We start from the raw sequence: 12,701 nt of genomic DNA, 5'->3' as shown, positions 1-12,701 counted from the left end.
CATAAAGCCGGTTCCGGTGCCACTGTTCGGCGCCTTGATGAAGGCGTGCCAAAGCGTGCCGTTGGCCGGGTCAAAATTAGAGCTTCCCACAATTTCTCCAAAGTCGTTGATGGCATAGGCAACGCTCTGAGGCGTCCCGTTCATCGTGCCGAGGTTATCATCAGCCTGAATCGTACGAGTCGAAGGGCACCTGTAAGCATGGAAGGAGTTTGGATTAGCAGGGTCCGACCGAGCCTTTCCGACAACATCGCCGTTGTTGTTAATCCCGTACGCGTAGCTGGCGTAGGATGGAAGGTCGGGAGAAATCAAGGTCTTCAAGTCTGTCGCCGTGGTGGAACCGCTCGGCCATCGCGTTGCTCTGTCCACGCCGCTTGCGTTCCCGCTGTAGCCCACGGCCACGCCACCGTTGTTGAGGGCCTCACCGTGGGAGCTGTATGATGCGTCAATCGGAACGAGCAAGGTCCACGTGCCTGGCAGGAAATTGCGGAAGGCGCGAATGAACGTGCCGCTGCCGTTTTGATCCGCCACGCCCACAAAAGTCGAACTGTCGTTCATCCCGTAAATATACGAGTTGTCGTTCGCGCTCCACGGTCCGCCCAGATCGGTTATGGCGTCGCCACCGGTGCTGCTGAAGGCATGGTCGCGATAACTGCCACCCACCAGCACTTGCGAATAGCCCGCCCCCACGAGGCCGTTTTTGCTCACGGCCATTCCGTACGAGTAGGTGTTGGCGCTGAGCGTGCCGAGGTCAATAATCGTGTAGGGCCTGAATTCGTTCCACACGGCGACGTCGTTGGCCGCCACCGCACCCGCATGATCGAACGATCCGCCCACATAAATCTTGCCCGCAAACGCATCTGCGGCCAATGCCCTTCCCTGGTCAGGCGTCCCGTTAACCAGACCCGTCGCAGGGACTGACGCCCAGGTCCCGTTGATCAACAGAAAGCGATGCCGTGGGATCTTCTCGCCAGTATGCCGCGTTTCGATCACGATGTACCGCAGCTACGCATGAAAAATTCCTTTGAAGCCCGCCGCCATTTTGCCAGCGACAATTACGCCGGCATCTGCCCTGAAGCGTGGGCCGCGCTCGCCGAAGCCAACCACGGCCACGCGGTCAGCTACGGCGATGATCCGTGGACGGCCCGCGCCGCCGACCTGATCCGCGAGGTCTTCGAGACGCATTGCGAGGTCTTCTTCGTTTTCAACGGCACTGCCGCGAACTCACTCTCGCTGGCGTCCACCGGACAGTCCTATCACAGCATCCTTTGCCACGAGATCGCGCACGTGGAGACCGACGAGTGCGGAGCGCCGGAATTCTTTTCCAACGGCATGAAGGTCCTGCAGGTGCCCGGAGCGAACGGCAAGATTGATCCGGCCGGCATCGAGCGCATGGTGAAGAAGCGGTCCGATGTTCATTATCCCAAACCGCGCGCCGTGAGCCTCACGCAGGCCACCGAGGTCGGCACGGTGTATTCGGTCGAGGAAGTGAAAGCGATCTGGGCGAAGACCAAATCGCTCGGTTTGATGTTGCACATGGACGGCGCGCGCTTCGCCAACGCGGTTGCGTCGCTGGGCGTCCAACCCAAGGAAATCACCTGGCAGGCGGGCGTGGATGTGCTCTGTTTCGGCGGCACGAAAAACGGCACGCACGTCGGCGACGCCGTGGTTTTTTTCAATCGCGAACTGGCGGACGAATTCGACTACCGCTGCAAGCAGGCGGGGCAGTTGTGCTCGAAGATGCGATTTCTTTCCGCGGCGTGGACCGGCATGTTGCAGGACGGCGCGTGGCTGCGCCGCGCCGCGCATGCCAACGCGATGGCGCGGCGGCTGCACGATGCGTTGCAGGGAATTCCCGAGGTCAAAATCCTGTTTCCGACGCAGGCCAACGCCGTGTTCGCCGATCTGCCGCCGCACGTCATCCACGCGCTGCGACAGGAAGGATGGAAGTTTTACACGTTCATCGGCCAGGGCGGCTGCCGGCTGATGTGCGCCTGGGACACCACGGACGGAGACGTGGACTCGTTCGTGTCGGACTTGAAACGATTGATTCGCGAGGCGCCGAAGGATATTCCGCTCGCGACGGCGGATCATCGGAAGCTCACCTAGCGCCGCAGTAACAGCGATTCGGTTTCTTCGTAGGTCCGCACCACCTTCGTCGCGCGTTTCAACTTCTCTGCCGGAAGCGAATTTGTTATCGCGATCACCGTCATGCCCGCGGCCAATCCCGCTTCCACGCCGGCGGCGGAATCTTCGATCACGCAGCAATCGTGCGGCGGGACGTCGAGCAGTTCCGCGGTTCGCAGAAAAATGTCCGGCGCCGGTTTGCCGTGCGACACGTCTTCCGAACTCACAACCGCGCGGAAAAAACGGCGCAGGTCGCGCAAATCCAAAACGGTTTTGATGGTCGAATGCCGCGAGCCGGACGCCAGTGCCAACGCGTAACGCGGCGAAAGTTTCTCCAGCAATTCCGGCACTCCGTTGAAAATGGGTTTTTCCTTTTGCAGCAGCGCGGCAAATTTTTCCTCCTTTCGCGCCAGCAATTCATCGAGCGACTGCGGCGGGCAATGCCGGGCGATGAAGTCGCGCCAGACGACGAGGTCGGACTTGCCGTAGTAGGCCGGGAAATCAATGCCGTGATTTCCGCTGAACCCGATCTCCTCGAACACTTCGAGAAAGGCGTGCTCGTGCAGCGGCTCGCTGTCCACGACCACGCCGTCCATGTCGAAAATGATCGCCGAATATTTGTTATCCATTTGTCAGCTCGCGGGACGCGCTTTGCCGCATCCCACCCAATCGCAACGGGCAACCATCCTGGAATCAGGGCAACGGCGAAGCGTCGCCCTTCATTCAAGCTGGACGCCAGTCATTGGGCCGTTCGACGAGGTGCAGGAGGTTTCCCTCGTAATCCTTGAAGAATAAAACCCGCCCGCCGCCGCCGGCCGGTTTGACTGGTTCCTCGAACACGACGCCCCTGGCCGCGAGTTCATCGCGGGCGGCTTCGATCGATTCGACCCGCAGCGCCAGGTGCCGCCAGCCGGCGAGTCGGTTGTTTCCGGTTTCCGCAACGGCCTTGTCGGCCGGATAAATCTCGATCCACAAACCGCCGGGCAAATCGAGCAGGAACGCCGGCGGAGTTTTGCCATCGGTGAAAACCTGCCGTCCGTTCAACACGCGGACATACCAGTCCTTGAGCGCAACGGAGTCGCGCGCCGCGAGGCCGCTGTGTTCGACAGAAAATTTCATTCGTAATCGCGTCTCCTTTTGCCATCAGGACCGGCGGGAAAATGGCGATGAACGGAATTCAGATTGCGGTCCCGGCCAGCTCCAACACGCGATTGAATTGCGCCTCCGAGAGCGGAGCGACAGAAAGGCGTGATATGCGGACGAGCGGCATGTCTTTGAGGATTGTGTCCTTTTTGATCACTTCGAGACTCACCGGTTTCTTCAGCGCCTTCACGGGCGCCAGGTCCACGCAGACCCAGTCGCCTTCGGCGGCGGTCGGATCCGGATAAGCCTCCTTCGCCACCCGGGCGACGCCGACAATCTGTTTTTCGCTGACGCTGTGATAATAGAACACCCGGTCGCCTTTCTTCATGGCACGGAGGTTGATCCGCGCCGCGAAACTGCGGACGCCGGTCCAAGCGGTTCCGCCGTCTTTCATGAAATTGTCCCACGAGTACGTCTCGGGTTCCTGCTTCACCAACCAGTGGCTTTTCGACATGGGGGACTTTTAAGTGCAAATGCCGGGCGGGAAAAGAAGGAAATCAGCGGTCCCAGGGAATTCGACGCGCATGTTCTTCGCGTGTCGCGGTCAAAAGATGTCCAATGATTCGCAACCGCCGTGTAGTCGCGGCGCGATGTTCATCGTAATTTCTGCGCAGAGGCAAGCTATGAAAGCGATCCGAAAGACAGCCGCCAAACCGCCCGGCTCGGGTAACCGCCGGATCCGGCCTCGGCGCTCGGCAAGACCCGTGTCGAGCGTCGCCGCAGGCGCGCGCCGGCCGCATCTCAAGCTGAAGAACATCCTGGTTCCGGTCGATTTCTCGGGCGAATCCGCAAAGGCGCTGCGTTACGCGCTTCCATTAGCGCGGTTTCACGGCGCAAAAATAACCCTCTTGCACGTCGTGACGCCCCATTGTTGCGCGGTCGATTCCGGCTACGGCCCGGTGAATCGGGAGATCCCGGACAGCGCGCGCATGAGCCGCACTCGCGATCGTCTGGAGGTTTTCGCCCGGACGCACCTCGACCGGCACCTCCCGGCAGGGTTGATCGTCCGGCACGGCGCGCCGTTCGACGAAATCACACGGGCGGCGCGACAGCTGGACAGCGACCTGATCATCATGTCCACGCGCGGTTGCGCGAACCTGGAGCCGGGAGAGCTGGACAGCACATCCGAACGGGTCGTGCGCCACGCGCCCTGTCCCGTCATGGTTGTGCGGCCGCGGGAACACGAGTTTGTCTGAGCGGACGGTCGGCGGGGCGCGGCAACGGCCGGGTGTCGCGCGCGAAAGAAGATTACATCCAGGTCACTTCACTCAAATCGATGAACCATTCGCTGCCGTCGGTCACCCGCACCGCCTTTTTCTCCTGCAGGTAAACGATCTTTTCCAGATTGACGGAGTCAGGGAGCACGTTGACGAGCGCGTCGCCGGAGACCAATGAAATGAGACGCGTCCGTTTCTCGGGACGTCGTACAAATATGTATTTTGCCCGGTCAACGGTGTAAACGTATCCTGTCACGCGCGCGACACCACCTTCACAGGCGTCAACCGTCCCAACAAAATGCCGGCGCGCCTCCTTCTCGAAGTAGCGGCGGTGTATGACATGCACTTTTTCTCCGGCCTTCAAGATCATCATAAGGATTCCCGCTCACTCGTTGATCCCCCAGCGGATCGGTGTGGGCGCATCGTAACGCATCCGAACAGCCGGTGGCAATGAGCTTTGTGCCGACGCCCATGATCCGCGTTCAACCGTCGTCGTGTCCCTTTGCGCAGCGTTGGTTGGCCAGCCCGTCCCGGTGGACAACCTGGACTGCGCCCTCGACGCTTCGTGGGTCGTCCGTTCCATTTCAGAGGTGTTCATAAGAAACAGGCATCTCGTGTCGCCCCTCTGTTTTTTGACCGGCGAGCGTTGGAGCGGGAGGCTTCATTACCCGGCAGAGGACCGACGCGCAGCACGGAATTGCGCCCGCCGAACGGGTTGACGGCAGACTCGTCCGCCGCGGGGTCGGTCATCCAGCGACCGTCCACGACGAAAAGGTATTCGTAGGTTCCCGGCACAAGCGTCAACTCCTTGGCCCAACGCCCTTCGCCGAGCGCGATCATCTCTGTCACCGAAGGATGCCAGTCATTGAAAGTGCCGGCGATGCACACACTGCGGGCCGCGGCATTGACGAGTTCAAAGTGGACCACCTGTGTGCGCGAATCACGGCTCCGGGCCCGGGCGGGCGGGCGTCGGTTTGCTGAATGCGTTTTCATGGTTGTTTTCTTGCGAAGTTAGGCGCGGCGGGCAGGGCGCGCTATGCGGATGTTGGCGGAGACTCGTCAATTATTGTCCTCCGAAACGGCTCGTTTTCATCCGGGCGGGCGGGGCCGTGCAGGAGTTCCTGCAGGGTGACGAGCAGATTTTCCGCGGTGTATGGTTTTGCGAGAAAGGTTTTCACCGAGAGGTTTTTGAGTTCCGCCATTTTGTCGGCCTGCCCCAGGCCACTGGAGGCGACCACCTTGATACGCGGGTCGAGTTTCCTCACCGCCCGGATGAGCGCAACGCCATCCATGAACGGCATCATGATGTCCGTCAGGATCAGACTGATTCTCCCGGGCAGTTGCGCGACAAGCGCCACCGCCTCGGTTCCATCGGACGCCACCAGCACTTCGTACCCGTGCCGGCTCAGCAGGTTGCGTGTCACGTCGCGAATTGACTCCTCGTCGTCCACCACGAGCACGAGTTCCCCCCGGCCGGACGGCAAAGCCGCCGGTCCGCCGTCGGAGGATTTCGTGCCGCTGCCACTTGTCGCCGGGAGAAATATGCCGAACTTCGTCCCTTTGCCCACTTCGCTGGCGACGTTGACGAAGCCGCCGTGGCTTTTGACAATGCCGACAACAGTCGAGAGCCCCAATCCTGTCCCTTTGCCCTGCTCCTTGGTGGTGAAAAACGGATCGAATATCTTGTCAACGATGTTCGCCGGGATGCCCGTGCCCGTATCCTCGACTTCGAGGACGACGAACGCGCCGGCCTTCACGCCGGGCCCGGGAAACAAGTGGTCGTCGCCCAGATTCAGGTTGCTGCCGGCAAGCGACAGGGTGCCGCCGTCCGGCATGGCGTCGCGCGCATTGACACAAAGATTGAGCAGCACCTGGTGCAGTTGCGTGGCGTCGCCGGTGACCGGCCAAAGGTCCGGCGCCAGATTGGTTTTCACTGAGATTGCCCGGGGAAACGTTTCGCGGGCGATTTTTTCGACTTCGCGGACGAGGTGCCTCGGTTGCACCAGGACCCGTTCACCTTCGACGCCGCGCGCGAATGTAAGCACCTGCTTGACGACCTCGGCGCCGCGTTGCGCGCTTCCGGCGATCATGGCCAGGAAACCGCGCGACTCCGCGTCCTGCTCCTTCAGGCTGAGGAGTTGCTCGGCCATCAGGATGGGCGCCAGGATGTTGTTCAGGTCATGTGCGATGCCGCTGGCGAGCGTCCCGATGCTCTCCAGCCGCTGGGCGCGCAGAAATTGCGCCTCCAGTTTTTTCCGCTCGCTCAAATCCACGCCCATGCCGATGACGCACGGTGTTCGGTCGCGCAACGTCCGCGCGCCGGTAAAGAAATAGGGCAGCCTGCGCCCATCCTTGCAAACCAGCCCGGCCTCGACGGTCACCTCCCCATTTTGCAGGACCTCCCCGATCTTCTGCTCGATCAGGTGGCGCTCCTCGTCCGCAAAGAACTCCCGCGGGTGCATCGCCGCGATCTCGGCCGGGGAATAGCCCGTCACACGCTCGAGGTTGCGGTTCCATCGCAGAAGCCGACCTTCACGGTCAAACAGGTAAAAAATTCCGGGCAGGGCGTCGATCGCGGTGTCGAAAAACTGCTTTTCGGCCGCGAGTCCTTCTTCCGCCTGCCGGCGTTCGGTGATGTCCTCGACCACAACGAGAAAGTGCTCCGGCGTGCCCGAGGCGTCACGGCGAAGCGACGCAGTCCGGCTGACCCAGACAATCTTTCCATCCTTCCGCACATATCGCTTCTCGATCCGGTCATGTTGAATTTCACCGGCGAGGAGTTTCCTGATCGACTCCAGATCGCGCCCGATGTCCTCAGAAAAAGTGACGTCCCGAAAATTCCACTGCAACAGTTCCTCCGGCGCATAACCCAACATCTCGCAAAATCTGCGGTTGGCCTTGACGAACCGCCCCTCCAGTCCCGTCTGCGCGATGCCGATGGGTGCCTCGTTAAAGGTCGCTTGATACAATGATTCACTTTCCCGCAAGGCCTCCTCGACGCGGGTGCGTTCCGTGACGTCGCGGGAATTGACGACCACACCGCCGACGCCCGGATCGTTGGTCAGGTTTCGTCCGACGCTTTCGAGCACGCGCCATGACCCGTCCTTGTGGCGGTAACGGAATTTGACCGATTCGATCGCCCCGGGGGCGGAGCTGATGCGGGCGAGCGCACGCGCAACGTTCTCCCGGTCGTCCGGGTGAGCCAGATCAAATACGCTCCGGCCGATCAGGTCCTCCGGTTCCCAACCCAGGACCCGTTTCAGGGACGGGCTCTCGTAACGGATCGCGCCGTCGGGGCCGACGACGGTGATGATGTCCGCCGCCTTCTCGATCAAAGTATGGAAGTATTGCTGCTGTCGCTGCAGGGCGTTTTCCATTTCCTTGCGGCGGGAGACGTCCTGTTTGACTCCGATGTAATGCCTGATTTCGCCGGAATCGCCGCGCAGGGGTGTTATCGTCTGCTCTTCGGTGTACAGCGTGCCGTCCTTGCGTCGGTTGACAAGCTCGCCTCGCCAGACTTTTCCCGCCCGAATCGTCTGCCACATGCGCCGATAAAACCCGTGATCATGGCTGTCGGACTTTAAAAACCGGGGATTTTTCCCAATGGCCTCACCGCGCGAATATCCGGTCAACTCGACGAAGGCACGATTGACCCACTGGATTGTCCCGGTGGCATCGGTGATCACTATGGCGTTGGCGCTCGCTTCGAGAGCGTCGCTTTGCAACTTCAGAAGTTCGTCAGCATCCTGACCGGTGGCTGCGACTTCGACGCGCCCCGCCGCGCTCGGTGGTCCGGTTTCGATTTCCATGTCCCTGTAAAACAAACACGAACCTCCGCCCTGCGGCTTGTCCTATATTGCTCAACCCTTCACCAATTTTGGCGGGTGCTCATCGTCCGCCGCAGGCAGGACGGCGACGGAAGCGCTGGAGTTTATTCCGTTTTCTGTCCGGAATGCCGCGCCCGGGTAAGTCCAAACCGCAGATGGTAAACGCCATCCCGCAGATCGGATTCCATTTTATCCGCCACCTTGTGAAAGACCCGCATCATCGCGTGATTGTCCGCCAGCACGTCGGCCGTGAACGCGGCAATGCCGTTCTCGCGCGCGATCCTCATGAGGTTCCCGGCCAGGAAAGTGCCAACACCGCATCCTTGATGGTCATCGTGCACCGTGATGGCGACTTCGGCGTCGTTGCTGGCGGGATTGCGAAAATAGCGGCCGACGCAGATCATCCGTTCCCTGCCCTCGAAGGGAACCATGCCGACGAGGGCGAAGTCGTTCCGGTAGTCGAGTGTCACGAATTTCTGCACCTGCTCATGCGGCAGGTGGCGGACATGAGTGAAGTAACGCTGAAGAATCGTCTGCTGCGAGTGCGAGTAGAACAACTCCTTGAGCAGCGCCTCGTCGGTCGGCTGGACCGGGCGGAACCGGATCTTCAACCCGCCTTTGAACCGGCCTTCCAGTTCGTATTTTTTCGGATACGGCTGCAAACCCGGCGGCAGGGCAATCTGGTTGGGATGCACCAGACGGCGTTCCCGCGCTTCACGCATCAATTGGTCGCGAAACTTCGGGTGCGCGATGTGAACGAGCGCGAGCGTCCGCTCACGGACACTCTTCCCGTGCAGATCAGCGATGCCGTATTCGGTCACTACATAGCGCACGTCCGCCCGTGTGGTCACCACGCCCGCGCCCGGCTTCAGACGCGAGACGATCCGTGAGGTCCGGCCATCGCTCGTGGTCGAAGGCAGTGCGATGACCGGCTTGCCGCCGTCGCTCCGGGCGGCCCCGCGCATGAAATCCAACTGCCCGCCAAAGCCGCTGTAGAATTTATCTCCGATCGAATCGGCGCACACCTGGCCCGTCAAATCCACTTCAATCGCCGAGCTGATGGCCACCATGCGCCGGTTGCGCGCAATCTGGAACGGGTCATTCGTGAATTCAGTCGGCCGGAATTCGAACCGCGGGTTGTCGTGGATGTAGTCGTAGAGCTTGCGCGTTCCGAAACAGAACGAGGCGACCACTTTTCCCGGCAGAAGCGTCTTCCAGCGGCCGTTGAGCACGCCTTTTTCGATCAGCGGAATCACGGCTTCGGTGAACATCTCCGTGTGCATGCCGAGATCCTTTTTGCCGTCCAGACAGGACATGACCGCGCTCGGAATCTCGCCGATGCCGGTTTGCAGCGTCGCGCCGTCCTCCACCAGTGACGCGATGAATTCTCCCATTTTCATCGCATTCGCCGAAGGCGGCTTCACAGCGAACTCCAGAACCGAAAGATCGCTCTGCACCAGGGCGTCGAGTTCGCTGACGTGAATGAAGCTGTCACCGAGTGTGCGGGGCATGTTCGGATTCACTTCCGCCACCACGAAATCGGCGCTTTCCACCGCCGCCTTCACCACGTCCACAGACACGCCAAAACTACAGAACCCATGAGCGTCCGGAGGACTGACCTGGACGAGCGCGACGTCCAGGTGGATTCGCTTCTGGCGAAACAACGCGGGAATCTCGCTGAGGAAAATGGGCGTGTAGTCGGCCACGCCTTCGTTCACCGCGTCCCGCACGTTCGGGCCGACGAAAAAAGCGTTGTGCCGGAAATGTTCGAGCAATTCGGGCTGCGCGTACGCTGCCGGGCCAAACGTGAGGATATGAACGATCTCCACATCGAACAAGTTCCTGCCCCGGGCGGCCAGAGCGGCAACGAGCTTCTGGGGCGCCGCGCAACCCGAGCCGACAAAGACGCGCATTCCGCTGCGCAATCGGGACAGGGCCTTCTCCGGTGGGACAAAGTTCATGCGGAAAAGCGTTTCTCAACTCAGGCTGCGGCGCAAGCGTAGCCTTCAAGCGAGTCTGCCATGGCCGTTTCCTTCGCCGGGTCAATGCGGAACCGCGAATGCGCAAGCCGTCCACGCATCACCTGGACCAACGCTTTGACGGCGAGCTCAATGTACAGGAACGGTTTGATGAGAAAATCATTCCCGCCGCTCAGTGTGGCGCCCGCATGCGTGTGAAAGTCTTTGAGCTGGGTGACAAAGATCACCGGCGTGTCCGCGTAACGTGGCAGCGCGCGCATCCGCCTGCAAAATTCGATGCCGTCCATCCCCGGCATGTCCACGTCCAGAATGACGAGGTCGAAATCGTTTTCGGCCAGCAACGAAAAAGCTTTGAGCGGGTCCCCCATGCTGAACGAACCCAAGCGGGCTTTCTCCAGCGCATGCGCGATGGCTTTGCGGGAGATGATCTCGTCGTCCACCGCCAGGATGGAGATCTGGTCAAAACAATCCTCGTCCGCCGGTCCGATTTTCCGAACCAGTGCCTCCAGAAAATCCAATCCCTGAGCGACCGTGCCCAGCGTGTTCCGGTTGATATGTCCTGGTTTGTCGTGAAGCTCCTTTAGCAAAGCCTCCAGTGCCGACGACAAACGAGCGACGGAACACGTTTCCGCAGCCACGGCGTTGCCCGTGAGCGAATGCACCTTCTGGTATAATTCGAACAATAACGGCATCCGGTTGGCGGATTCTTCGACCCTGGCGACGGCAATCCACAGGCTGCGCAGAGTCGCCAGCCATTGTGGGGCTTCATCCCAGAAGCTGCGCGCCAGGCCATTCAACGATGCTTGCGCCGCCGGCGGAGTCGGTCTCGACTCGTCCCCCGGGTCTGGCGAATGAGCGGACCGTTCCAGCAGAAGCGCGTGACATACCTTCAGCACCTGGGCCGGCGGAGAGATCATTTTGGTAAGACAGCGATCGGCGCCGGCTTCCCATGCCCGTTTGACAGTGTCGCTGTTGTAAGCGTCGGTAAGCACGACAACCGGCAGCGATCGGGTGGCGGGTGTCGAGCGAATCTTACGGATGATTTCCACACCGGAAAGCTTCGGCAACGTCAGATCAAGGATCAAGAGACACGGTTTGTTTTGCGCCAGCATGGCCAATCCGGTCTCACCGTCGGTGGCCAGCTCGACCTGATACCCTTCTGTTTGGAAACGGCTGCGGTATATGCCACCCACGGTCGGATCATGCTGGATGACCAGGATCGTTTTCATCGAACTCCTGCTTTCCGGCGGCTCCGTTACCAATCCGTTCGCCCCGGGCTCAAGGGTTCCGCTTTTCATGGATTTCATCGTTTTTTATATCTCGTCGATAACGCTTTTGTTCGATGCCAATATGAACTGCGCGGTTCGTACCGACTCACCGCATTTTGCCCTGTTTTCGGCAGGAATTGTCAGCTCAACTGACGGCAAAAGAGGACCGCCCGTCTGCCGGGCAAGGTCTGGAAGAGGACAACGCCCGCTTTGCCGGTTACGGGAAGGAGCACCGGCGAGAATCCAATGGTGAGTCGGGATCGGTGCCATTGCTTCAAATCGATGGCCAAAAGAAGTCGATCTAAGCCAAAATGTGTGAAGCGAGGACCGTCCGCCCGGTTCAATGTCCGGTACGATGTCACTTCCAGTTGATTCAAACACGACCCCGGAACCGAAGGCGGCCGAAGCAAGAGAACCGGACGCCCTGCCCGAACGGGCCGCCCCATCAGACGGCAGCCTGCCGCGCCGCATCGAACTCAATCTTCGCGATATTAGCCAGCTCTTCAATTCCATGGATCCCTCGCCGTTTCACGAGAAGGACCTCGACCACGACGCCGAGGATTTCATCGTCAGTTGGGCGCAGGAATTTCATCGCCGCGAGCCGGTCGAACTGGTCGTGCATCTGCAGCAATTCCCGGAGGTACAGGAGCAGAAGCCCCTGATCGGACGCGCGGTACGCCATTACTTCGCCTACCGCGCGGGATTAAACGCGATGGAGTTCAGGCGTCTGATGAAGCAGGGCCGGGCAAGTTTGCTGATCGGGCTGCCGTTTCTGGCTGCGTGCCTCCTGATCAGCGAACTGCTGGCCGTGAACACAACCCCGGGGACGTTGCTAAGCCTGGCCACGCAAAGTCTGGCGATCGCCGGATGGGTGGCAATGGCGCGACCAATGGAGATATACCTTTACGAATGGTGGCCGCTGCGGCGGCGCGGCCAGATTTTCGAGAAGCTCAGCCGGATGAAGGTGGAAGTAAGGAAGCGGGAATAGCAAGTGTCGGGACCCGCTCCGTACCCGACCCTCACCGGTCACGGCCATTCATTCGTTGATGCCTCACTGTGGTTCCGGCCTGCTGCGATGCGCGAGGATTTCTTCCAGCACGGACGACATTGTCTCCGCCCTTCCGCGCAATCGCTGCGTGGAAA

Annotated in this window: 13 protein-coding genes; 3 read left to right on the top strand and 10 right to left on the bottom strand. The window is 60.5% G+C overall.

Features of this window, described 5'->3' with window-relative positions; translation table 11 throughout:
- A partial coding sequence (locus tag VN887_09300; GenBank protein ID HXT40207.1) for a hypothetical protein occupies window positions 1-990 on the bottom strand: 990 nt, incomplete at its 3' end.
- An 18-nt stretch (window positions 991-1,008) separates the two neighbouring features.
- Between VN887_09300 and VN887_09295 the strand changes: the two genes are divergently transcribed.
- Window positions 1,009-2,106, top strand: coding sequence for a low specificity L-threonine aldolase (locus VN887_09295; protein ID HXT40206.1), 1,098 nt, complete (start codon window positions 1,009-1,011; stop codon window positions 2,104-2,106).
- Here VN887_09295 and VN887_09290 read toward each other — a convergent pair.
- The 3 genes from VN887_09290 to VN887_09280 all read right to left on the bottom strand — a co-directional run bounded on the left by VN887_09290 (window position 2,103) and on the right by VN887_09280 (window position 3,721).
- A complete protein-coding gene (locus tag VN887_09290; protein HXT40205.1) occupies window positions 2,103-2,753 on the bottom strand; it encodes an HAD family phosphatase in 651 nt (216 codons plus the stop codon). The two genes, VN887_09295 and VN887_09290, sit on opposite strands and share 4 nt — an antisense overlap.
- Before the next feature lie 94 nt (window positions 2,754-2,847).
- The gene (locus VN887_09285; protein ID HXT40204.1) at window positions 2,848-3,243 is read right to left on the bottom strand and encodes a VOC family protein; all 396 of its coding nucleotides are present in this window, start codon (window positions 3,241-3,243) and stop codon (window positions 2,848-2,850) included.
- 58 nt (window positions 3,244-3,301) lie between these two features.
- A complete protein-coding gene (locus VN887_09280; protein ID HXT40203.1) occupies window positions 3,302-3,721 on the bottom strand; it encodes an EVE domain-containing protein in 420 nt (139 codons plus the stop codon).
- 169 nt (window positions 3,722-3,890) lie between these two features.
- Here VN887_09280 and VN887_09275 point away from each other — a divergent pair, with 169 nt between their 5' ends.
- Window positions 3,891-4,463, top strand: a complete 573-nt coding sequence (locus VN887_09275) for a universal stress protein (protein ID HXT40202.1) — start codon at window positions 3,891-3,893, stop codon at window positions 4,461-4,463.
- A 52-nt stretch (window positions 4,464-4,515) separates the two neighbouring features.
- On the opposite strand, the gene VN887_09270 is transcribed toward VN887_09275, so the two are convergent.
- From VN887_09270 to VN887_09245, 6 genes are all read right to left on the bottom strand, one after another.
- Window positions 4,516-4,857 (bottom strand): hypothetical protein, encoded by a 342-nt coding sequence (locus VN887_09270; GenBank protein ID HXT40201.1) that lies wholly within the window; start codon window positions 4,855-4,857, stop codon window positions 4,516-4,518.
- A 12-nt stretch (window positions 4,858-4,869) separates the two neighbouring features.
- Window positions 4,870-5,082 carry a hypothetical protein gene (locus tag VN887_09265; GenBank protein HXT40200.1) on the bottom strand — a complete coding sequence of 71 codons (213 nt, stop codon included), beginning with the start codon at window positions 5,080-5,082 and terminating at the stop codon, window positions 4,870-4,872.
- Window positions 5,079-5,477 (bottom strand): glycogen-binding domain-containing protein, encoded by a 399-nt coding sequence (locus VN887_09260; GenBank protein HXT40199.1) that lies wholly within the window; start codon window positions 5,475-5,477, stop codon window positions 5,079-5,081. The genes VN887_09265 and VN887_09260 overlap by 4 nt, the downstream gene beginning before the upstream one ends.
- A gap of 41 nt (window positions 5,478-5,518) precedes the next feature.
- Window positions 5,519-8,293: a PAS domain S-box protein gene (locus tag VN887_09255; protein ID HXT40198.1), complete on the bottom strand. Its 2,775-nt coding sequence runs from the start codon at window positions 8,291-8,293 to the stop codon at window positions 5,519-5,521.
- Window positions 8,294-8,415: 122 nt separating this feature from the next.
- Window positions 8,416-10,272, bottom strand: a complete 1,857-nt coding sequence (locus VN887_09250; protein HXT40197.1) for a GNAT family N-acetyltransferase — start codon at window positions 10,270-10,272, stop codon at window positions 8,416-8,418.
- Window positions 10,273-10,292: 20 nt separating this feature from the next.
- Window positions 10,293-11,519 (bottom strand): response regulator, encoded by a 1,227-nt coding sequence (locus VN887_09245; GenBank protein HXT40196.1) that lies wholly within the window; start codon window positions 11,517-11,519, stop codon window positions 10,293-10,295.
- 394 nt (window positions 11,520-11,913) lie between these two features.
- Here VN887_09245 and VN887_09240 point away from each other — a divergent pair, with 394 nt between their 5' ends.
- Entirely contained in the window at window positions 11,914-12,546 is a 633-nt protein-coding gene (locus VN887_09240) for a hypothetical protein (protein HXT40195.1), read from the top strand.
- Window positions 12,547-12,701: the final 155 nt, after the last annotated feature.

Source organism: Candidatus Angelobacter sp., assembly GCA_035607015.1.
Classification (GTDB): Bacteria; Verrucomicrobiota; Verrucomicrobiia; order Limisphaerales; family AV2; genus AV2.
This window is presented reverse-complemented; position numbering and strand designations above follow the sequence as displayed.

Bases quoted from the DNA above. Each gene is read 5' to 3' on its own strand.
- VN887_09250 (HXT40197.1), bottom strand. From the start codon at position 10,272: ATGAACTTTGTCCCACCGGAGAAGGCCCTGTCCCGATTGCGCAGCGGA.
- VN887_09270 (HXT40201.1), bottom strand. From the start codon at position 4,857: ATGATGATCTTGAAGGCCGGAGAAAAAGTGCATGTCATACACCGCCGC.
- VN887_09280 (HXT40203.1), bottom strand. From the start codon at position 3,721: ATGTCGAAAAGCCACTGGTTGGTGAAGCAGGAACCCGAGACGTACTCG.
- VN887_09260 (HXT40199.1), bottom strand. From the start codon at position 5,477: ATGAAAACGCATTCAGCAAACCGACGCCCGCCCGCCCGGGCCCGGAGC.
- VN887_09245 (HXT40196.1), bottom strand. From the start codon at position 11,519: ATGAAAACGATCCTGGTCATCCAGCATGATCCGACCGTGGGTGGCATA.
- VN887_09285 (HXT40204.1), bottom strand. From the start codon at position 3,243: ATGAAATTTTCTGTCGAACACAGCGGCCTCGCGGCGCGCGACTCCGTT.
- VN887_09275 (HXT40202.1), top strand. From the start codon at position 3,891: ATGAAAGCGATCCGAAAGACAGCCGCCAAACCGCCCGGCTCGGGTAAC.
- VN887_09255 (HXT40198.1), bottom strand. From the start codon at position 8,293: ATGGAAATCGAAACCGGACCACCGAGCGCGGCGGGGCGCGTCGAAGTC.
- VN887_09265 (HXT40200.1), bottom strand. From the start codon at position 5,082: ATGAACACCTCTGAAATGGAACGGACGACCCACGAAGCGTCGAGGGCG.
- VN887_09290 (HXT40205.1), bottom strand. From the start codon at position 2,753: ATGGATAACAAATATTCGGCGATCATTTTCGACATGGACGGCGTGGTC.
- VN887_09295 (HXT40206.1), top strand. From the start codon at position 1,009: ATGAAAAATTCCTTTGAAGCCCGCCGCCATTTTGCCAGCGACAATTAC.
- VN887_09240 (HXT40195.1), top strand. From the start codon at position 11,914: ATGTCACTTCCAGTTGATTCAAACACGACCCCGGAACCGAAGGCGGCC.